At 49.8% G+C, this 20809-nt stretch carries 17 protein-coding genes; 12 read left to right on the top strand and 5 right to left on the bottom strand.

Features of this window, described 5'->3' with window-relative positions; translation table 11 throughout:
* Positions 1 to 28 precede the first annotated feature (28 nt).
* On the top strand, positions 29 to 793 hold the full coding sequence (locus F4Y64_07190) for an endonuclease/exonuclease/phosphatase family protein (GenBank protein MXX97385.1): 765 nt from the start codon (positions 29 to 31) through the stop codon (positions 791 to 793).
* A 158-nt stretch (positions 794 to 951) separates the two neighbouring features.
* On the top strand, positions 952 to 1887 hold the full coding sequence (locus F4Y64_07185) for an alpha/beta hydrolase (protein ID MXX97384.1): 936 nt from the start codon (positions 952 to 954) through the stop codon (positions 1885 to 1887).
* Between the two features lie 210 nt (positions 1888 to 2097).
* On the opposite strand, the gene F4Y64_07180 is transcribed toward F4Y64_07185, so the two are convergent.
* The 4 genes from F4Y64_07180 to F4Y64_07165 all read right to left on the bottom strand — a co-directional run bounded on the left by F4Y64_07180 (position 2098) and on the right by F4Y64_07165 (position 7123).
* Positions 2098 to 2820, bottom strand: coding sequence for a DUF4276 family protein (locus F4Y64_07180; protein ID MXX97383.1), 723 nt, complete (start codon positions 2818 to 2820; stop codon positions 2098 to 2100).
* Positions 2787 to 3896 (bottom strand): AAA family ATPase, encoded by a 1110-nt coding sequence (locus F4Y64_07175; GenBank protein ID MXX97382.1) that lies wholly within the window; start codon positions 3894 to 3896, stop codon positions 2787 to 2789. The genes F4Y64_07180 and F4Y64_07175 overlap by 34 nt, the downstream gene beginning before the upstream one ends.
* A gap of 229 nt (positions 3897 to 4125) precedes the next feature.
* Positions 4126 to 6876: a phosphoenolpyruvate carboxylase gene (locus tag F4Y64_07170; GenBank protein MXX97381.1), complete on the bottom strand. Its 2751-nt coding sequence runs from the start codon at positions 6874 to 6876 to the stop codon at positions 4126 to 4128.
* Between the two features lie 67 nt (positions 6877 to 6943).
* Entirely contained in the window at positions 6944 to 7123 is a 180-nt protein-coding gene (locus F4Y64_07165) for a hypothetical protein (protein ID MXX97380.1), read from the bottom strand.
* A gap of 203 nt (positions 7124 to 7326) precedes the next feature.
* Here F4Y64_07165 and F4Y64_07160 point away from each other — a divergent pair, with 203 nt between their 5' ends.
* The 10 genes from F4Y64_07160 (at position 7327) to F4Y64_07115 (ending at position 18913) form a co-directional block, all read left to right on the top strand.
* On the top strand, positions 7327 to 7614 hold the full coding sequence (locus tag F4Y64_07160) for an HU family DNA-binding protein (protein MXX97379.1): 288 nt from the start codon (positions 7327 to 7329) through the stop codon (positions 7612 to 7614).
* On the top strand, positions 7615 to 8613 hold the full coding sequence (locus tag F4Y64_07155) for a zinc-ribbon domain-containing protein (protein MXX97378.1): 999 nt from the start codon (positions 7615 to 7617) through the stop codon (positions 8611 to 8613).
* Complete coding sequence (gene modA, locus F4Y64_07150) at positions 8613 to 9353, top strand: molybdate ABC transporter substrate-binding protein (GenBank protein ID MXX97377.1); 741 nt, start codon at positions 8613 to 8615, stop codon at positions 9351 to 9353. The genes F4Y64_07155 and modA overlap by 1 nt, the downstream gene beginning before the upstream one ends.
* Before the next feature lie 4 nt (positions 9354 to 9357).
* Complete coding sequence (modB, locus tag F4Y64_07145; protein ID MXX97376.1) at positions 9358 to 10038, top strand: molybdate ABC transporter permease subunit; 681 nt, start codon at positions 9358 to 9360, stop codon at positions 10036 to 10038.
* Between the two features lie 13 nt (positions 10039 to 10051).
* Positions 10052 to 10705, top strand: coding sequence for a hypothetical protein (locus F4Y64_07140; GenBank protein ID MXX97375.1), 654 nt, complete (start codon positions 10052 to 10054; stop codon positions 10703 to 10705).
* A 220-nt stretch (positions 10706 to 10925) separates the two neighbouring features.
* Positions 10926 to 14192, top strand: a complete 3267-nt coding sequence (locus F4Y64_07135) for a hypothetical protein (GenBank protein MXX97374.1) — start codon at positions 10926 to 10928, stop codon at positions 14190 to 14192.
* Positions 14193 to 14250: 58 nt separating this feature from the next.
* Complete coding sequence (locus F4Y64_07130; protein ID MXX97373.1) at positions 14251 to 14904, top strand: DUF305 domain-containing protein; 654 nt, start codon at positions 14251 to 14253, stop codon at positions 14902 to 14904.
* Between the two features lie 20 nt (positions 14905 to 14924).
* Entirely contained in the window at positions 14925 to 16781 is a 1857-nt protein-coding gene (locus F4Y64_07125) for a hypothetical protein (GenBank protein MXX97372.1), read from the top strand.
* A gap of 136 nt (positions 16782 to 16917) precedes the next feature.
* On the top strand, positions 16918 to 18168 hold the full coding sequence (locus F4Y64_07120) for a nucleoside permease (GenBank protein ID MXX97371.1): 1251 nt from the start codon (positions 16918 to 16920) through the stop codon (positions 18166 to 18168).
* A complete protein-coding gene (locus F4Y64_07115) occupies positions 18119 to 18913 on the top strand; it encodes a DUF1080 domain-containing protein (protein ID MXX97370.1) in 795 nt (264 codons plus the stop codon). The genes F4Y64_07120 and F4Y64_07115 overlap by 50 nt, the downstream gene beginning before the upstream one ends.
* 782 nt (positions 18914 to 19695) lie before the next feature.
* On the opposite strand, the gene F4Y64_07110 is transcribed toward F4Y64_07115, so the two are convergent.
* Complete coding sequence (locus F4Y64_07110; GenBank protein ID MXX97369.1) at positions 19696 to 20514, bottom strand: SDR family NAD(P)-dependent oxidoreductase; 819 nt, start codon at positions 20512 to 20514, stop codon at positions 19696 to 19698.
* Positions 20515 to 20809 lie beyond the last annotated feature (295 nt).

The raw sequence follows: 20809 nt of genomic DNA, 5'->3' as shown, positions 1-20809 counted from the left end.
TCAACCCACACCTGCGGGTTTTACAGCGATGTCTTTCAATATTCGCTATGATAATCCCGATGATGGAGCAAGTGCATGGAGCCATCGGGTAGAGTGGGTTGCCAGTGAGATGCGGCAGGCCGACCTGATTGGGGTTCAGGAAGCACTCAGTCATCAGGTTGCACAATTAGCTGCGCAGCTTCCCGACTATGATTGGGTGGGAGTCGGAAGAGATGACGGTAAAGAAGGTGGAGAGTTTGCCCCGATTTTTTTCAAGACAGCCATCTTTGAACTACTTGGAACCACAACCTTCTGGTTATCTGAGACTCCCGAGCAACCGGGGAGTCGAGGTTGGGACGCTGCCCTTCCCAGAGTGGCCACTTCAGTACACTTAAAAGTGCGGGGTACAGATCTGGATATCCATGTCGTAAACACACATTTTGATCACCGTGGAATTGAAGCTAGGATGCAGAGTGCAAAGCTTTTGGCAGAGCGCATTCAGGAACTCAGCGAGCCCGTATTGTTGCTCGGAGATCTGAATACAACCCCGGATTCTGATGCTTTTGTGACTTTAACCGGAGAAGATTTATTAAAGGATGCGCACGTGGTGAGTAAGATGCCAGTAATCGGGCCTGTGGGTACATTCAGTGGATTTCTTGAAAATGATCAACTTAATGAAGCCCCACGAATTGATTACGTACTCGTATCGCCCGAATGGGATGTCTCCAGCTATGAAGCAGTAGTTTCAATTCAAAATGGCAGATATGTCTCCGATCATCTGCCTGTAAAAGCACAGATCCAACTCACTCAGTAGTGTCCGCCGAAAAGAATTGTGGGGAATCAAGGTTGTGTACCTGAGTTGTCGAAATCGTTAGTAGGCGTGATTCGTTCAAAAAATCAATCGGGAGCACATCATACATCCATTATAGTTATATGCGAAATTGTTTGATTTCTTGAGCCAAAATGCCAGACATGGAATTCATTAATCTGCAGAATACTCCCGACCCAAGTGGTATCGAAACGGAAGCGGTTACGTTCACGAGTGCAGGTGTTACTCTCAAGGGAATACTGTATAAACCTGCGCGTCCAAGGTGGACAAAGCTTGCTGATAAGAGTGGCCGATTTCCAGCTGTTATTGTCACCGGGGCTTGGACAACAGTCAAAGAGCAGATGGCGGGTGCTTATGCTCGGGAGCTTGCCGTGCGTGGGACGATTGCACTGGCATTCGATTTCACAGGTTGGGGGGAGAGTCAGGGGAATCGCCGATATGTGGAAGATCCGGCTGTTAAGACCGAAGATATTCACGCCGCAATTGCCTATTTCATGACTCGTGATGATGTTGATTCTCAAAATCTCTGCGGACTTGGTATATGTGCATCATCCGGTTATATGGCTGAGGCTGCAGCCGATAGTAAAAACCTCTCAAAATTGGCGTTAGTAGCCCCTTGGCTTCATGATCCAGGTATGGCAGTCAACATTTATGGTGGTGATGATGCGGTGGATAAACTTATCAGTGCCAGTGAGGCCTCAGAGCAATCAGATTCTCCTGAGATCCTGATTGCCGCCAGTGCGACTGATGATACATCTGTGATGTTTCAGGCACCTTATTACACCGAGGAACACAGGGGACTGATTCCAGAATACGACAATAAATTCAATGTTTGTAGCTGGAAGCCTTGGCTTACCTACAATGCTCTTTCATCCGCATCAAGGTTAAAGAAACCAACCCTGCTGGTTGGCTCGGAGGGGATGGCTTTACCTTCCGGTGCTGCTGCTTATGAACAGGCAGTGGGAGTTCCGGTCCAGAAAATATGGTTAGCGGATGATATCAATCAATTTGACTTTTATGACCGCAAGGATATCGTGACGACCGTTCTGGATGCCGTTACTGAGTTTTGCCACAATTAAAACAGTTCGGTACAACATATTTACTGTTGCAGGAGCCAGAAATTCAGCCAGACGGGTATTCGATCAACTAAATAGGAGGGGAGGATAATTGTGATGATCGGGTAACATAGGATTTGCCCCCAATACAGCGGATCGTTGAAGGGCTAATGACAAGTATTGGTAAAGATCATCCACTGATAACCCTCAGAAAGGGATTGAATGTCGCTACAGTCAGGTAAAGGCAGTCGTCAGTTTCTCCAGCCATTCCCGAAAATGTTGGCATTGCGATTTGAGTATCGGGAGGCCAATCTTTGAAGTGACAATCGGACCAACAAACGCCTTTAGGTTATTGTATTCAGGGATTGCCTCAATAATCCGTTTCGAAGGCGCCGTTGTTCGTCCGTCGTTGATCAATTCGGGAGAGCTGAAATCTGACGCTATTTTCACCAACTTATGAATTTCCTTTGAATACTCCGGGACTTGTAGGCTGAGTTGCTGTATATCAGAGAACAGTAGGGCTTCAAACTCGTGAAGCTGAATGTACGGAATAAATCGTCGGTCACAGATGGATTCCTCCAACGCCTTTTCCAAGGCCCTCACCCGAACGTAGGGATCGGATTCATTGTTGGCATCCTCGTAACCGGGGAAGTTGGGGGGCAGTCGATACAGATCAAACATGGTTGTGAATCTGACATTTTCAGTCTTTTCCTCCTTGATCCATTTCTGAATGTCTTTGTATGCGTGGCGGTAAGTTGTCAGACCACCTCGTTCCATGATGTTTGGCATACGCCGGTCACGCCGGGTCGTAACGCAGTGCACTGCGGTGTAAATTGCTTGGTCAGCGAAGTAACTTTGCAACACTTGGTTGACGAATCTTTCTTCAGTCTTCCCTTCTACGATGAAGTTAAGCCGATAAGACTTCAAGGCTGTCCTCCAATCACATTCTTCTCCCATAATTCTGATAAAGAGTAGTCGAAGAGCCACTCACCAAGTTTGTGGGAGTCAAGTCGTCGAAATGTCGACGCACGACCTGGTCGTTCAACAACCACGATATCCTCGGGGTCAAAACAGTCAACCATCAGAACCGATTGTGTGGCCACAATGATCTGGATCTTAACGGAAGCTGCGGCGATTAGATTGCCGATAATATTAATTGCCAACGGGTGTAGCCCGAGTTCGGGTTCATCAAGAATTAAAGTGTCTGGTAGGTCGTTTGATGGCTGAAGAAGTAGAGTGATCAGGGCGACGATACGGAGGAAACCATCTGATGCCTGAGAGGCATCGAATACCTCATCCGTATCTTTTTCTCGCCATCGCAACATCAAGTTGCCATAGTCCGGCTCTAACTCGAAGTCAGAAAACATCGGTAGAACGAGTCGGATATGATCAACGATACGCTGGTAATAGAGGGGTTCTTGGGTTTTCAGGCGGTGGAGTACCGGAGCGACATTTGCCGCGTCTTCCTTAAGCCAACGGTTATCATTGATTGACCATTTTCCACGAATCCGTGAGTTATCAGATGTGTTGTGAAACTGATAGACCACAATCTTCCGTAGCAAAGTATGGATGACACGTGCAGTCAGGTGATCACTTGTAGCCTTCAGAAGCTCTGGATCCTTATGCCCCGCACCGAGCATATTCCAATTTGGCTTTATTTCCCATTCCGAGCGAGTAAAGCGATACCGCTCATTGGCAAATATCAGCGTGTCTCCGGCAGCATGGAACAGACGAAAGTCGTAATCACTCATTCCAGAAGAGGTTTGGATCGTTAATGTGGCCCTGATTTCACGCGTGCAATCCGGTCCGTCATGAAGGACTCGGCGAGAGCCGCCCTGTTGAGCAACATAACGGGCCAACTGGTCTGGTCCAGATAGCGCATAGCTCACCATACGAAAAAATGAGATGAAATTGGATTTCCCTGCCCCGTTGGGGCCGATCAGCACCGTCCGCGATCGTGGCTCAAAGTCAGTAAGTGGATTGAGCGTCTTGAATCCTGTCAGAGAAATTCGCTCTAGCCGATTTCGAAGCAACACTTTTTTGCACAGATTAATTTAATGGAAATACATCTTTCACGAGTGGTGGATCAATCCAGATTTATACTCCTTAGGTAAGGCAAGATATTTTTTGTGGTAGGACAGAGAAGTATTCCAAAGGATGAATTAATTCTATGAAGACGAATCTGCATACTCTCACCGTGTTTTAATTTCGAGTTGGGATTAAGCTATTTGATCGTCGATATGATCATGGCCCCATCCAGTGTTACCCGGTACTCTGCATTGCAGCTGCAATCCCGTTCACGCTGAGGAGCAATGCATGAATCAACCGTTCTTGGTCTGATTCTAAATCGTTGCGACTCCGCCGGATTAGCTCAACCTGAAGCAGGTTCAACACATCAGAGTAGGGGTTACGAAGTTTGACAGATTTCCTGAATACAGGTACATGCCCATACAGGCTCTCATACCCGGTAATCTCAAGTATAGCTGCCTCTGCCTTTTTGTAATCTTCGACAATCCAGCAATTGACCCGTTTTCCTGCTTCTGGATCAGAAGAGAGAGTCAGATACTCTGATGCAACATCCAATCGCGCTCGTGCCATCTCGCGTTGGGCACTGTTGAGGACTGCCTGGAAGAATGGCCATTGCTTGTACATCCGCTTGAGGTCCGAACCGTGATCTTTCAGTAACTTCTGAAGCCCCTCACCAGCTCCATACCATCCTGGGACGATATAGCGGGTCTGAGTCCAGGCAAAGACCCAAGGGATCGCACGCAAGTCGTCAAAATCTACATGATGTACCGAGCCACGAGAAACCGGACGGGATGCAATCGGAAGACGACTGATCTGTTCAATTGGGGTTGAGGAGGCATACCACGGCCAGAATTCTGGATCGTCAATCAGTTCCCGGTAAGTTTTCATGGACACATCTGCAATACGCTCCATAATTATCGCATCTTCCTCTACATCGGCTACACGCAGCGGAGCAATCATCATCGCCCGTACAATCTGCTCTAAATGTCGGTGTGCGATTGCGGGAAGGGCGTACCTGAATGAAATCACCTCACCCTGTTCGGTAAATCGGATCCGGCCGTTATGGATGATGCGGGGCATCGCAATAATTGCCTGACCAGCACGTCCTCCGCCGCGGCCGACCGTTCCACCACGGCCATGAAAGAGTCGGAGGTCGATGCCAGCATCCTTACAGATCTTACCAATATGCCTCTTTGCCTTGTGCAAGGCCCAGTTAGCCATCCAATACCCGCCGTCCTTGTTGCTGTCGGAATAGCCAAGCATTACCTCTTGCATATTGTCACGATGCTCAAGGTGCTTCTTGTATGCCGGGTGCTCAAACATATTGGTCAACAAGACCCCGGCAAGATCCAAATCCTCAATGGTTTCAAACAGAGGAACAACATCAATAGGAGAGTGCACGCGATTCCCCTCAATACGCCAAAGCCCAGCCTCCTTTGCGAGCAATAGAACCTCCAACACATGGCTCACGGCATGCGTCATGCTGATCACATAGCTACCCAAGGCGTTAGGAGACCATTCAACCGTCTCCTTAACCACGGAAAACGTGTTGAGTACCTCCTGGACATCTTCCTCTAATTTGACACCATGTGGTAAAAGAGGTCGAGGATTTTGTAATTCTTTTGTCAAGAGCGCCAGCTTGTCCTCTTCCGCCAAACCCAAATAGTCATCACAGACATTCGAAACCCTGAGCAATGCATGTACGGCATTGTCATGATGACGACTGTGTTGCCGTATATCTAGGGAAACCATGTGAAATCCAAACGCCTGTGCACGCAGGATGAGTTTCCCCAATCGTCCATGAGAGACCAGACTTTCATACCCCATGTCTTCCAGGGCATGTACAAGTAATTGCAGATCTGCAATAAAATTCGCACTGTTATAGATCTCATAATCCCCATCCCGCGCCAACTCAATGCGTTGCATCATGAAGCTGATTTTCTGTCGGAAGGGTTCCTGCACAAATTGGCGCGCCTCATGAGCACTCAGACTTAGCACCTCCTTATCACGTGCTATGGACTCGTAAAGGGTCTCAGGGATTTTTAACTGCAGTTCGGAAATACTCAGATCCCTGCGCAACGAACGTAAATCCTCTAAATAGCGGGCCAATGCTGTTCTACGGTGCATGGAGAAGGTTTTCCGGGTAATCTCTGCGGTTACGTTGGGATTACCGTCCCGATCTCCTCCAATCCAAGATCTGAATTTCAGGAACACGGGCACATCCACGGTCTGATTGTAATGGCGCTCAATTGCGTCGGCTACATCTTTATGGATGCGTGGGATCGTTTCCCAGATGGCGTTCCGCAGGTAATGGAGTCCATTCTCAACTTCGTCAATCACGGTAGGCTTACTTGCACGGACTTTATCGGATGCAATCAAGAGTCCAATTTGGTTATGGACTTGATAAAGAAGTTCGTCACGCTCTCCCGGGGTTGGCTTACTATAGCGCAGTTGATCAATGAGGGAGGCCAGAAATTCTTGTTTGTATAAAATGGTTCGACGGCGTGCTTCTGTGGGATGTGCTGTTAGTGTCGGTTGTATATCAAGGCGGGAGACAATCTTTAAGACATCTTCCAACTCATAACCTGCACGCCGAAGAATCCCAACTGCTTCATCAATTGAATCTACACGACCCGCCTCGGGAAGCAGGCGTGCACGCTCTCGATTGATCCGAATAATCTCTTGCTGTTCACTCTGATTGACTAGATAGAAGAATGTTGTAAAGGCACGTAACAGCCACTCAATTTCCTGAAGATCCAACCCCTTGATTCGCTCAATCACCTGATCTCGCAGATGGGGTTCCTGCTGCGTGATTGCCTGTTTGGTCAACTGACGTAATTCCTCAACCAAACCCAGTACTTCAGGGCTGGCCTGAGCTTCAATTACACGGCCGAGTAGGCCACCCAAAAGATTGATCTGTTCGCTCAGAGGTACAGAAATTCCCGTACCGTGTGCTTCAAAGCTTAATCCCTGCCAAGAATTCATATCAAATACTTCTTGCGGCGTATGCCTTGGTGAACTTTTCGTCCCAACCTGGCGACATGGTCTCCTCTCAGTCGGTCTCTTGTACGTCTATGATAGACTCTTGCTCATAGAAATATCGAACGGAGGCTAGGTTTCGTCTCTCCCTCTGCAGTAGCTTTTTCTGCGGGAAGGTGAGCCCAGCCATATTCTCCAAAATGCACCGCAACTCTCGGGTAACAACATGAACGGTTTTCTGGAAGGATTTCATGGGGCAATGCATGTTTATGATCAATTGTCGGTAAAGTGCGTCCACTAAGCAATATTTCGAAGCAAAATTCAACTGAACCCATTCGTGCAAGGGCATTGCTTTCGAGGAAATGGCACAATTACAGCAATTTTTAGTGTAACTTGATTAGGACCATACCAGAAACGAATAACGGCTTTTACGTCGTTATCAAAGCGCATTTTATTGTGACCAAAGCGAAGCTAATTGAGGCGATTTCTGAAAGGACTGGCTTAACCAAGCTGGAAACCAAAGCTGTGTTTGTTGGATTCTGGGAAACCATTGAAGAGACCCTGGCTCGGGGAGAATCCATAGAACTTCGTGGGTTTGGTTCATTCCGCATCCAGGATCGTCCCGCCCGGAATGTGCGCAATCCTGCAACGGGTGAATCACTCCGTATTGAGGCTAGGAAAGTTCCCATCTTCAAACCCTCGAAAGACTTTAAGGATCGCATCAACGGGGGGACTTCAGAATAAATGGAGATCTGTACAGAATGCGGGGCACGGCTTCCTGCAGAGAATGACCGCTGTGATCTGTGTGGCTGGCCAGTGGATACGAACGCTGTACGCCGACCTAAGGAAAATCCACCGGGACGTATTTACTGTAATTCGTGTGGCTGGGAGAACCCAAACGCGTCGAACTTCTGTTCTCAATGTGGTGCAAAACTGCAGAGCATGAGTGTAAGACTGCCGACCGCGCCGCAATCACCGAAGCCCCGTAAGCGTCCAGCCAATGTCGAATCGGGAGTTGGTATGCAGGTGTTTACCATTGTTGGGCTTGGTGTACTCCTGGTGGTTGTACTGTTTATCGCAACCCTTGTCAGTAAGCGAGTGTCGCCGCCTCAGGAGCCCACACTCTCTGCCGCACCATCAACTACAGAGGCTTCTTCACAATCAGCACTTTCGGGTCAATTAGCCGGTCGAATCAATGAGTTGGATATGGCGATTGAAAGTGATACCAGTGCGCTCTCCATTGTGCTTAAACGTGAGAAAACTTATGTTCTGGTCGAGGGAGGGCGACCGGATATGGCGGCAGAGGTGCAGTCAGAGATCGCGGACGAGACCGGACTGGCCGAAGATTGGAAAACAGCTGGAGACTTGTACTACGATTGGATGGCGGACGAGCCGGAACCTCAAATACGCAGCGTTGCTGCAGGCCAGGCCGTGAGTGCGTACCAGAGAGTTTTAACTCTGAATCCCAGTGATCTTGACGTTCGCACAGATATGGCGACCGCTTATTTGAATACGGGTAGTCCAATGTTCGGGGTTACGGAGATTAAAAAGGTGCTTGAAGAGGATCCGGATCACTTAAATGCCAACTTTAACTATGGGCTCATGCTTGCCCGAATCAATCGCACCAAAGAAGCAATTACCCAACTGGAGCGAGTTCTAACCTTGTCCCCTGACTCAACTTCAATGCACTATCAACGTGCAACGATGTTAATTTCAACGATCCGAGAACAAACAAACTTGTAATGCGACTATTATTGGTCGCAGTCTGTCTGGCCTTTGGGTGCAGTCCGGCCCCTGACTCCCCGAACGCCTCTATCACAGTATTTGCTGCTGCTTCCCTGACGGATGCGCTCCATGAGGTAGTCGGGCGCTTTGAACTTCAGCAGCCGACAATCACGGTCCACACGCACATTGGTCCGACCTCTTTGCTTGCAAGGCAAATTCAGCAGGGTGCCCCTGCAGATGTATTTATGGCAGCTAGTCCAGACTGGATCAATTACTTACAGCAACGTAACCTGACGATTGGTTCAGAAATTACGTTTGCACGGAATAAATTGGTTGTCCTTGGTTCGTTGACAACCTCCCCAATGACCAATCTTTCAGAGCTTTCAACTGCTCGGCGACTTGCAGTGGCAGATCCTTCGCATGTTCCGGCGGGTGTTTATGGTAAACAGGCACTCCAGTGTGCCGGGGTATGGGATACCATTGAATCCATGGTTATTCCGACTTTAGATGTTCGGGCAGCACTTACTGCAGTGGTCAGCGGGGCGGCGGACGTTGCTATGGTTTATGGGTCGGATGCGGCACTCGCGCCTGGATTGAACGTATTGTTCCAGGTACCGGATTCGTGTACACCGGAGATCAACTACGTTATTTCTACAATTCGCAAAACGAATCACCCCGAAGCTGCGGCGGCCTTTGTTGCTTTCGTGACAGACTCGCTTCAGTTGGACGTATGGGAACGATTCGGATTTGACTCTTAGAGAGATGGATACGTTTGGACAGGAGTGGTCCATTATCCTATTATCGGCTCGAATTGCTACGGTCGCCATAGCAATCATGGTCATCCCTGGCATTTTGACTGCCTGGTACTTGGCTCGTAGAAGATCTGCACTAACGTTTGTGATTGAGAATCTTGTCCAACTCCCATTAGTACTTCCTCCGGTTGTCACAGGACTCTTACTCCTGATTCTGTTAGGGCCACGGGGAAAAGTGGGAAGCTGGCTGAACGAACTGTTTGGGTTGGAACTGGCATTTACCAGCATGGGAGCAGCGATAGCTGCCGGGGTAATGGCATTCCCCCTAATCGTCCAGACCTTTCGTGTAGCCATAGAACAGATTGACCCTGAGTGGGAAGAGGCAGTATCGGTATATGGTGGTGGACGTTGGGCTATATTTCGATGGGTAACCTTTCCACTTGCGACAAGAGGGATCATTGCGGGTATTATTCTTGGGTTTGCTCGAGCTGTTGGGGAGTTTGGGGCAACGATTGTCTTTGCAGGCAACATCCCCGGACGGACCCAAACTGTCCCACTTGCCGTATTCACCAGACTCGGACAGGTTGGTACGGAGGCATCCCTAGTTAGACTGGTCCTCGTGGCCGTAGCTTTGAGTGTCCTGAGCTTGTCTGTATACGCTTATTTGTCAACACGTCTAACACGTACATAGTGATTTGAATTCCATGAAGGCAATGATGACCGAGGCTGACCTCAATCGGATTAAAGAAGCGGTAGCTACAGCCGAAAAGCAAACATCAGGAGAGATCGTCCCCTATATCGTTCCACAGAGTGCTTCGCATGAGGTCGCCGTTTGGCGGGGGGCTGGTTTGTTTGCAATCCTGGCGTACACGGTCGTTCTGGGGACCCGCTGGTTCTCGGGGTGGGGTGGTAGTAGCCTGACAGAAGGTATAGTACCGGTACTTTTGATCATCACAGCGGCAGCGATTGGTGCTGCTCTAGTACACTGGATCCCCGCCGTAAAGCGCCGCTTCGCAGGACAGGTCAGGTTGGCCCTTGCAACCCATCGGCGGGCAATGCAGGCCTTTGTAGAGAAAGAAGTGTTCTCAACTCGTGAACGTACGGGCATTCTGCTTTTCGTATCACTTTTAGAACATCGGATTGAAGTTGTGGGGGACGCCGGTATCAATGCAAAGGTTGACACGGATGATTGGATAGAGGTTGTGACTACAATTCGGCAACATATAAAGGCGGGGCAGTTAGTGGAAGGGCTTGTGCAAGGCATTCATCAGTGCGGACATCTTCTTGAGAAAGCTGGCGTTGCCATTCGATCAGATGACACCAATGAGCTAGCGGACGACGTTAGTTTTGGGGTTTAGGCAGGCACAAAAATTTGTTTGGATTGCGAAATCGGGGAGCATATTGTGTATATGTTACCTTTGCGCAGTGCTATGCTCTTCTTCCACATTTGGCCAGGCTCCACAAGCCAGGGTAGATACTCTGACGGGAGAACAACCATTTGTTCTGCATCCTTTTACCGTCCCAGGCACACTGGTTGTATCAGCGAAGGGCAGAAGACTTGGTCCAAGTGATTATCAATTGGACACCCGGTTTCATCGCCTCTGGATCCCGTCCATTGCCGCGAATGATACAGCGACGGTCAGTTACAGAATCTGGGATTTAAATCTTCCCGATCAGTTTACAAGGGTCTTGGGGCCTTTGCCTCCAACGGATTCACTGGTTCCAACTCAACTGGAGGAGTCGGCGCCCTTGTCGCAACCGACTCAACTAAGACGGAGTGGATCCATTACGCGTGGCATCTTGGCAGGCAATAATCGCGATGCAACGATTGAGTCAGGGTTGCGTCTGCAGATGTCAGGGCAGCTTTCACCGAATATCCACGTGAGAGCAGCACTGACGGATGAAAACACTCCCATTCTTCCTGAAGGAACGACGCAGCGACTGAGCGAACTGGACCGGGTATTCATAGAAATTGATACACCATTCAGTTCAGCCCAGCTGGGTGACTTTCAATTAGATCTTGATCACAGTACGTTCGCCAGACTCAACCGAAAGATTCAAGGGGTTGGAATTACGACTCCATTACCATTCAAGACGCCAAGCGGTACACTGCACGCAGTAGCGGCGACGTCACGCGGGCTGTTTAAGACCCAGGACCTCCAAGTCAAAGATGGGGTGCAAGGGCCCTACAGGCTCCAAGGCAGTGCAAATGAACCGTTTATTCTCGTCATACCAGGCTCAGAAGCCGTTTACTTGGATGGTGTTCGCCTGGAACGCGGCGAGTCTCGGGATTATGTGATTGACTATGCTACAGGCGAGATCACCTTCACAACAAATCGCCTGATCAAGTACCATCATCGAATCGCGGTTGAGTTTCAATACCGAACAACAGAATTCACTCGCACTCTTGCTGCGACGGAGGCTATTGTTGCCACGACAGGGCGAGATTCCGGACCGCCATTAGCCTCTCTGGGAGTTACTTTCATCCGAGAAGCGGATGGTAAATCATTTGATCAGGAATTCGGGCTCACCACTGACGATAAGCAGCTCCTTGCCCAGTTGGGAGACTCGGAGGCTTCGCGCAGTGGTGCAACCCCGGTAACCTATGATCCTGATGCGCCATGGGTACACTATACGCAAGTAGACACGACGGTCGCTGGAAAAAGTTATCAGATCTACTTACCCATTACAGATGCTTCCGAGAGTGAAGTTTTTCGAGTTGAATTTACCCGGGTCGGATCTGGACAGGGAGATTATGTGCGGCAAGGTCAAACCACGAATGGGATTATTTATAGCTATCGTGGCCCTGGGCAGGGAGAGTATTCACCGATACGTGTATTGCCGAAGCCAGCGCAGCAGCGTATGTTTGATTTGCGGGGAAGTTTTGCACCGATCCGCTATGTCGAGATCGCGGGAGAGTGGGCGCATTCCTATCGTGATGAAAACCGCTTTTCTTCCTTGGATGCAGACAACGACCGGGCGCACAGCTACGATATCCGCCTGACGGTAAGCGACTTGCCCGTTGGATTGGGCAAAATGGAATTCACCGCCAATCGTCGCCGAAGAGGGGAGAATTTCGCTACATTTGATCGAACGCAGCCAGTTGAATTTGTGCGCTCCTGGAATCTGCCGATTGATCGTGGGCTTGTCCAGGCACATCAGGAAACGATTGATGAAGCAAGTGCAGCCTGGCAGTTGTCTGAAACATCCTCAATCGCCGGCACGATCGGTCAATTGGAGCAGTTCGGGGTATTCAGAGGGGATCGAAGGGAGGCAACACTCATCGTTGACGAACCCTATTTGCCCAAACTCAACTATCTCTTCACCCATATTAAGAGTGATGCGAATTCAGTGAGGGGGAGATGGGTCCGACATGAAGTGCTAGCCAGCAAAGCATTGTTGCAGAATCGCTTAAATGTCCGTACACGCTTGAAGACGAGCCAGCGTCACCAACACATAAGTCAGGGGCTTCGAGAGGACTCGCAGCAGTACTGGGAAATATCTCCGGCAGTAGAGCTGAAGGGGAACTGGGGCATGTGGTCTGCGGGGGTTGACTGGCGGGAGGAACACCTTTGGTCGGGCAATTACAGTTTACTACCCGGAAGACGTACCGCAACAACCAGTATGAATTATCAAACAGGGCAGCGGCAGTCTTTTCAAAGCCAAGGGCGGCTAGGCGTACAGTACACAAATTATACGGACTTCTTTCAAACCACCCAAGGGCTATTAGATGAGCGATCCTTGGTTGTCCGCTGGGATGGTCGTGCACAGCCGTGGGGGCGACTATTACGCTTAAACTGGTTTTATGAGGCACTCTCTGAGCAAACCCCTGTACTGCAGGAGATCTACATTCGTACCGGACCAGAGTTGGGAGAGTATGTCTGGAATGATTCCAACGGGAATGGGGTTGTTGAGATTGATGAGTTCACGCCGGAAGTCACCCAAAACGAAGGAGTGTATGCACGTACGCTGATCCCATCCGACTCGCTGCAATCCGTAACAGGGTTAAAAGCTCGGTTGAATATCCAGTTTGAAGGAATGCAACGCTGGCGCACCCCAAAGACAGTATGGCAAAAATGGCTCCGTCAGGTCACGCTCAAAACAGCGATAGAGGTACAGGAAAAAAGCAAAGATTCCGATCCGGTGAATATCTATCTTTTGCGGCAATCCAGGTTTCGTCACCCAGAAAACACTGTCCGCGGTACGCTCAATCTGATGCAGGATCTCTGGCTCTTTAGAAATCAGCCTCAGTATGGGTTCCATACCTCCTGGCGAAAAATTCGCTCAACCAATGTTTTTGCGGCCGACACGGAGATGCGGAGTATTGATGAATTTCGGGCGCAGATACGATGGAGCCTTGGAGATGTGTGGGCCTTTGAGTCAGGAGGGGTATTCTCGGATAAAATCAATCAGAGTACTGCATTCGGTTCACGGGAGTTCGATATTCAAACCAGGTCATTCGTGCAGAAGATTCAGTGGTCAGCTATGTCAAATATCCGATTATCCAGTGGATTGGATTATGCCCGGAAAAGCACGAGGACAAGGGGGAAGGCAACGGTTATAAAACTGCCGCTACAGGGTTCGTGGGATCGGGCAGGTCGATCCAACATCAGCGCACGTTTTGAACTTGCCAGTGTCGTATTGACGGCGGAGCCGAACTCGAGGGGGCTTGCATTTTTTGAACTCACCGACGGCAGGGGGGGGGGACGCTCTCTCCTCTGGCACGTAAACGGATGGATGCAGCTGAACCGTGTTTTACGGGCCACCCTAACTTATACGGGGCGCAGCCCTCAGGATGCCCCTCAAGTCCACACGGTTCGCATGCAGTTATCTGCGGTGTTTTAACCGTTTTAGAGTAGATTTCCTGTAACATTTTCAGAAATTCCCAGTTGAACGACCGGCTATGCAAGGAAAACAGTTGTTGTTATCGCTTCGGTTCGGATTTCCCCTTTTCCTCGGTCTGTGTGTAGTAGTACCATCCATTGCTCAGGATTCTGAGGAATTGGAAGCACTTTTTTGGGCTCGCAAGGATAGCGCACTTGCACGTTTTTCCCAGGCGGATGTAGATTTTATGACGGGCATGATTGCACACCATGCACAGGCTCTTGTCATGTCATCATTTGCAGAGCCCAATGGGGCTAGTCCAACAATTCAGGTTTTGGCTGCCCGGATTATTAATGCTCAGAATGATGAAATCCGAATCATGCAGGAGTGGCTGCGTAAGCGGGATCAGGTGGTTCCTCATATCATGATCGAGGGAAATTCTCTGATGATTCATGGCGCGGATCATCACGACACACATATGCCGGGAATGCTTACCGACGCGCAACTGAAAGAGCTTGAAGCCGCCCAAGGTGTAGATTTTGACCGGTTGTTCCTGGAATACATGATTATGCACCATGAGGGAGCTGTCCACATGGTTAGAGAATTGTTCAAAATAGATGGGGCCATCACCGGTGATGACACCTATAAATTAGCTTCAGAAATCCACGTTGATCAGATTACGGAGATTAATCGCATGAAACTGATGCTGGATGATCTTGGAGTTGCACACTGAAACACAAACTTGAAAGACAAATGAGAACTTGTACCCTCCTTACCACCATGGTCCTGACTGTGATCCTGTTTCGGTTAGACATCAGCTTTGCCCAGCAGGCTATGGTTCTTGATGATCCACGCATTGGCCTTGAGGCGGGGTTGTTTGATGCGGAAGAGGCAATTTGGAATTTAAACATGGTTGCGACTGTTCCGCCCTCTGAAAATTTCATTGGTGTAACCAACAGTGACCTTGCCTTCAAAGGGAATTATGTTTTCCAGGGCAACTATAATGGTATTCAGATATGGGATGTGTCTGATCCAAGTACTCCCATCCTTGCAAAAGAATATGTATGTCCTGCATCTCAGAGTGATGTGTCTGTCTATGAAAACCTACTATTTGTTTCGGGTGAAGGGCTAGGCGGACGGCTTGACTGCGGAGACCAGGGCGTAGAGGAAAGCGTGAGTCCGGATCGTCTGAGAGGGATTCGAATCTTTGATATCACGGATGTACTGGATCCACAGTATGTCCATAATGTCCAGACCTGTCGGGGATCTCATACCCACTCACTGCTCAAGGACCCTGGTGATGATGAGAATGTTTACGTGTATGTATCTGGATCCGCTCCCGTCCGCCCGGCAGATGAATTACCTGGATGTTCCGGGATGTCTCCGAGTGAAGATCCCGAATCCGCACTCTTCCGCATTGAAGTCATCAAAGTGCCACTGTCTGATCCGACTCAGGCAGCGATCGTCAGTTCTCCACGAATTTTCGAAGACCTGACTGCTCCGCCTGTGCATGGGCCAACAGAGGCTGAAAAAGCCCAGTTTGAAGAAGCCAGGGCACGTGGGGAGATTGTTGTCGAAATGGGCTCACGCACGATGATTCTCCCGGAACGGTATGTCGTCGCAATGAGTGGTTCATATTTTGAGGAGGAGGGAATTACCGAGCCAACCGCGGCAGACACCATGGCATTTCGCGAAGCTCTTCCAGACATGATCGCTGCCATGATGGGAAGTGGAGATGATCAGGATCGTGGTCCAGATCAGTGCCACGATATCACACTGTATCCAGAAATCGGTTTAGCTGGCGGCGCCTGTGAAGGCTATGGTATTCTTCTTGATATTTCTGATCCAGAGAATCCATTCCGACTGGATGCCGTCGCAGACAGCAATTTTTCGTACTGGCACTCGGCAACCTTCAGCAATGATGGTTCAAAAATCCTCTTCACCGATGAGTGGGGTGGTGGTGGAGGCCCCAAATGCCGTGAGACCGATCCGATGGAATGGGGCGCAAATGCCTATTTCACGATTGATGAAGAGAACAAGATGCATTTCCAGAGCTATTATAAGCTTCCCGTGCCCCAGACGGAGCAGGAGAACTGTGTTGCACACAATGGATCACTAATTCCTGTCCCAGGGCGGGATATTTTTGTGCAGTCCTGGTATCAGGGTGGGATTTCTATCACGGACTGGACAGACCCTGCCAATGTGATTGAGATTGCCTACCATGACCGTGGTCCCGTATCTGCAGATCAAATGCAGATGGGCGGAAGCTGGTCTGTCTACTGGTATAACGGATACATTTACAATAGTGAGATTGCCCGTGGTCTCGATGTTTTCGAGCTTGTTCCGAGTGGTTTTCTCACGGAGAACGAGATTGCGGCGGCAAATACGGTGCAGCTTGAATATTTGAATGCGCAAAAACAGCCGACCTATGAATGGCCTCCTTCATTTGCACTCGCGCGTGCGCATGTAGACCAATTGGAGAGGAATGATGGGGCAAGTGCTGACGAGATCGCTGCTCTCCGCGCTGAGATTGATCAGTCAGAGGCGGATGGAACTGAACCGGAAGTCATCGTCAGTCGTGTGGAAGAATTTATTGAGGCTCAGAATTAATTGAAATCTTGATTATATTAGCACGGATCGAATCAGTATCCCGTAATTGGGATGGTTGTTTCTGTGTATTTCGGACGCCGTACGATTACCGATCCTGCGGCGTTTCTTTTATCCGTCAATCAACAGGAGATTTGAGATGAATGTAGGACTTGTTGCACGCCTTAGCGTAATGATGTTTGTCCAGTACTTTATTTGGGGAGCTTGGGCACCTACCTTGGGCAATTATATGAGTGCGGAGGGGATTGGAGACTGGATTCAATTAGCCTATGCTCTTGGGCCGATTGCCTGCATTATTGGGCCATTTTTCCTCGGGATGGTGGCGGACCGCTTCTTTGATTCGGAAAAGCTTTTGGGCGTACTCATGCTGATTGCTGGTGCCGCCATGTGCATGATGCCATCGGCTGCCGGGACGAATCTCTTCCTTCCACTCTTGGGGTTACATGCACTCTGCTACTTCCCAACCCTTGGACTTACAGCCTCGCTGGCCTTTCATCATTTAAAGAATCAGGAAAAGGAATTTCCGGTGGTTCGTGTTTTTGGAACGATTGGCTGGGCTGCCATTGGATTATTTATGGGATATGTCCTCCAGGCAGATGCTTCTCCGACTCCGCTTTATATCGGAGGAGGCGCCGCGCTCTTTCTTGGACTATATAGTTTTACACTTCCTTACACACCACCACCGTCAAGAGGGCAATCCACCTCCTGGAAGCAGATCGCTGGTATTGATGCATTTAATGCACTAAAGAGCAAGTCCTTTGTGGTCTTCCTTGCGGCAGCAATGCTCATATTCATTGCGTTCGGAACATATTTCCCTTACGCACCACTGTATTTTTCTCAAGTTAATACGGAGGTCTTTACGGGCACAAATCTCTTTGCCAACCCTAGTGGGGAGATGGCATGGGGGCAGGTGAGCGAGATTTTCTTTATGCTCATGATTCCATTTTTCTTCCGCCGCCTGGGAGTGAAGTGGATGCTTCTTCTTGGCATGCTGGCTTGGGTTGCCCGCTTTGCAATCTTCGCATTAGGGGGCAGTGTGGGGATGTACTGGTTTATCATGATTGGAATTCTGATTCACGGGATCTGCTACGATTTCTTTTTCGTCACCGGGCAGATTTACATTGATAAGAAAACCGCCCCCGAAGTCCGCGGTCAAGTGCAGGGGCTGCTCGTTCTCCTTACCCAGGGAATTGGGTTTTTCTTGGGAACTCAATTAAGTGGTGCCTACGTAAATACGTTTGGAGACAACGGACAGCTTGATATCGCTGGTTGGGGTACATTCTGGACAATCTTTGCGGTTGCAACGTTCGTGTTCTCCTTGGCCTTCGTTCTGCTATTCGATGACAAAGTTGCGGATTACGATAAATCTGCCGAAGTGCAAACTGAATAGCTTATTCTTTCACAAACCCTCGATTACAATGATGACGCGATTAATTGTAGCTGGCGCAATGACCGGTGCACTTTTTTTGGTAACGCATTCTACTTCGGCACAAGCTTCGGTAGAAGTAGCTGATGAAGCCGTTACGGCAGACACTTCCTGGCAGGAGCTTGGTGCTGATCAGTGGCGACGTTATGGGGGCGAAGGGATTCCCGAGGCGTGGCAGGTCAGTGAAGATGGGGCACTACATTTTTCGGGTGAGGGAGAAGGTGGTGATATTATCACGTTAGAGCAGTATGAGAATTTCGAGTTGAAACTGGAGTGGAAAATTTCCCCTGCGGGCAACAGTGGTATCATGTTCAGGGTATCTGAGGCACATGATTACCCTTGGCGTACCGGTCCGGAATATCAGATTCTGGATAATGACGCACACCCCGACGCCAAGGAGGGCGCAGATCGTCACGCGGGAGCAAACTATGATATGCATGCCCCATCAGCGGATGTAGTCAATCCGGTCGGAGAGTGGAATCAAGCTCGTATTGTTGTTGATGGAGCAAAGGTTGAGCATTGGCTCAACGGTGAAAAGATCGTCTCCTATGAGCTGTGGAGTGATGCCTGGAAGGCCTCTATTGCTGAGAGCAAATGGATTGACATGCCCGACTATGGAATGACGAAGGTGGGGCATATCTGTCTGCAGGATCACAGTGATCCGGTGTGGTTCCGGAATATTCGAATCCGTCGCTTGTCTGCATCTTAGGCCACAACCCTCGGGATCTTGCAGGTGAATTGAGGCGGGATTGAATGTTCAACGATGAAGATTTGTCGTTGGCGTGCGTCTTTTGTATTCAAAGTATGTCTCGATGCACTATCTTTGACCATTAGGTTTAGTGGTGAGAGCCTTGGGGGTTTGGGTCCCCAAGGCTCGTTTTTTTTCTTCTGTCTCACTCAGCAGCCAACCGACTCGAGCTGCGTCACTCAGGCAAACCCAATGTCAGACACACGCCCCGAATCTTGTCCCATCTTTCTACCATCTCTTCCAACAAAAATCAGGCCATCTGGAGCAATTACCTCGCCACCATGATATTCCATCTCGGTCTGCGAAATGCCTCAGGCCGTCAACTCAGTTAATCCCCTAAGTGGAGTCGCCAGTCAATCGTATCTGTGTTTAGGTTGATTTCGTCCAGGTCTCCCTTGGGCACTTGACTGCCGAGAAATCGGCCGGGTAAGTAAATCGGTTGTAACCAGTGTTCCTTTACGGAGAGCCGGCAAAGAAGTTACTAAATTCTGGATCAGTGACTTGGATCGAATCGAGTGGGAGAGATCTGCTTCATATATGAATTCGTAACTGAAGAGACTTTGTTCGGCTTATTAGAATTAGGTGTGCTTCGTGATAGGCAAGAAGTCACGTAAGTTCTATGGGGACTGCACGATCTGCCCTCCCTGCCGGTGGACTCGAATCCGAGCTGACTGGGTTGAAATGGCTGGAAATCCCATTCGGGTGACGGGAGTTCGAAGTCGTCGTGGTAAGGCCCGATGACATCAGCGGAACATGCGGCGCAGCATGAATTCGTAGAGTCCGTCCCCGAACCACTTGCGGAGAAACATCAGGGGGCGCGCCATCGTGCCGCTGACGTATCGCCGGCGCGGGTTTCGGACCGTCGCGGCCTTGACGAACACCTTGGCGAGAACTTCCGGCCCGGTGCCGAGGTCACTTGGTTCGATGCTGTCCATCAGCCTCAGAAGCGAGTCCACTTGGGCTTTGTAGGCCGTGTCCTCGGAGTATTTCCTCAGGCGGGCTCCCATTACGTCGCCAAACTCGGTCCTGATCGCACCCGGTTGGATAACGACGACCTGTATGTTGAAGGGGGCGGTTTCCACACGCAAGCAGTCCGACCAGCCCTCGAGGGCGTGTTTGGTGGCGTGGTACCAAGCCCCGAGGGGAGTAAAAATCCTCCCTCCCATCGACGAGACGTTGACGATTCGGCCTGAGCGCCGCGCCCTCATATGCGGCAGGACGAGTTGGGTGAGGTGGGCGAGGCCAAACAGGTTCACTTCGAACTGGTATCTGGCGTCTTCGAGCGGGATGTCCTCTACTGTCCCGTAGAGACCGAAACCCGCGTTGTTGATCAGAACGTCGATGCGTCCCTGGGCATCGATGATCTCGCACACGGTTCGCTCGTTGTCCTCACCCTTCGAGACATCCATCTCGATCGGAGTGATGCCGTGTTCGGACAGATTCTTCATACGATTCACCCGGCGTGCACCTGCGTACACGGTGTGCCCCCCACGGGCCAAGAGGATCGCAGCCTCCCGGCCCATGCCGGAGGAGGCTCCGGTGATGAGTATGACCTTGCCCAAGTTAGCTACTCCTGCCATCGGCGTTGTCTGAAGACGTAGCACGTGTGAGCATCTGCCGCGGCGTTGATCCACTCAATATAATGGGATTATATACGAAGTTTGACATGCGTTGAGGAAACCATTACCTTCATTATAGGTTCAGAACATGGAAGAAGGCAATGGCGCATAGGGCATCCGGTAAGGCTCACCGGAATGTCATCCCGATCCTCGGGAGAAATCTTCATCTCTGCAATTGGACATTACTTAGTGTCTGTCCGAAAATTCAAGAATAGCAAAAAAAGTCTCTCAGAGCCTA

The sequence above is a fragment of the Rhodothermaceae bacterium genome (genome assembly GCA_009838195.1).
In the GTDB taxonomy this organism is placed as follows: Bacteria; Bacteroidota; Rhodothermia; order Rhodothermales; family Bin80; genus Bin80.
Note: the sequence above shows the minus strand (reverse complement) of the source record. Positions and strands in the feature narration are given on the sequence as shown.

Excerpts from the sequence above, each read along its gene's own strand:
- F4Y64_07190 (MXX97385.1), top strand. The coding sequence starts at position 29 with ATGTCTTTCAATATTCGCTATGATAATCCCGATGATGGAGCAAGTGCA.
- F4Y64_07185 (MXX97384.1), top strand. The coding sequence starts at position 952 with ATGGAATTCATTAATCTGCAGAATACTCCCGACCCAAGTGGTATCGAA.
- F4Y64_07180 (MXX97383.1), bottom strand. The coding sequence starts at position 2,820 with ATGGGAGAAGAATGTGATTGGAGGACAGCCTTGAAGTCTTATCGGCTT.
- F4Y64_07170 (MXX97381.1), bottom strand. The coding sequence starts at position 6,876 with ATGAATTCTTGGCAGGGATTAAGCTTTGAAGCACACGGTACGGGAATT.
- F4Y64_07165 (MXX97380.1), bottom strand. The coding sequence starts at position 7,123 with ATGAAATCCTTCCAGAAAACCGTTCATGTTGTTACCCGAGAGTTGCGG.
- F4Y64_07155 (MXX97378.1), top strand. The coding sequence starts at position 7,615 with ATGGAGATCTGTACAGAATGCGGGGCACGGCTTCCTGCAGAGAATGAC.
- modA (MXX97377.1), top strand. The coding sequence starts at position 8,613 with ATGCGACTATTATTGGTCGCAGTCTGTCTGGCCTTTGGGTGCAGTCCG.
- modB (MXX97376.1), top strand. The coding sequence starts at position 9,358 with ATGGATACGTTTGGACAGGAGTGGTCCATTATCCTATTATCGGCTCGA.
- F4Y64_07140 (MXX97375.1), top strand. The coding sequence starts at position 10,052 with ATGAAGGCAATGATGACCGAGGCTGACCTCAATCGGATTAAAGAAGCG.
- F4Y64_07130 (MXX97373.1), top strand. The coding sequence starts at position 14,251 with ATGCAAGGAAAACAGTTGTTGTTATCGCTTCGGTTCGGATTTCCCCTT.
- F4Y64_07125 (MXX97372.1), top strand. The coding sequence starts at position 14,925 with ATGAGAACTTGTACCCTCCTTACCACCATGGTCCTGACTGTGATCCTG.
- F4Y64_07120 (MXX97371.1), top strand. The coding sequence starts at position 16,918 with ATGAATGTAGGACTTGTTGCACGCCTTAGCGTAATGATGTTTGTCCAG.
- F4Y64_07115 (MXX97370.1), top strand. The coding sequence starts at position 18,119 with ATGACAAAGTTGCGGATTACGATAAATCTGCCGAAGTGCAAACTGAAT.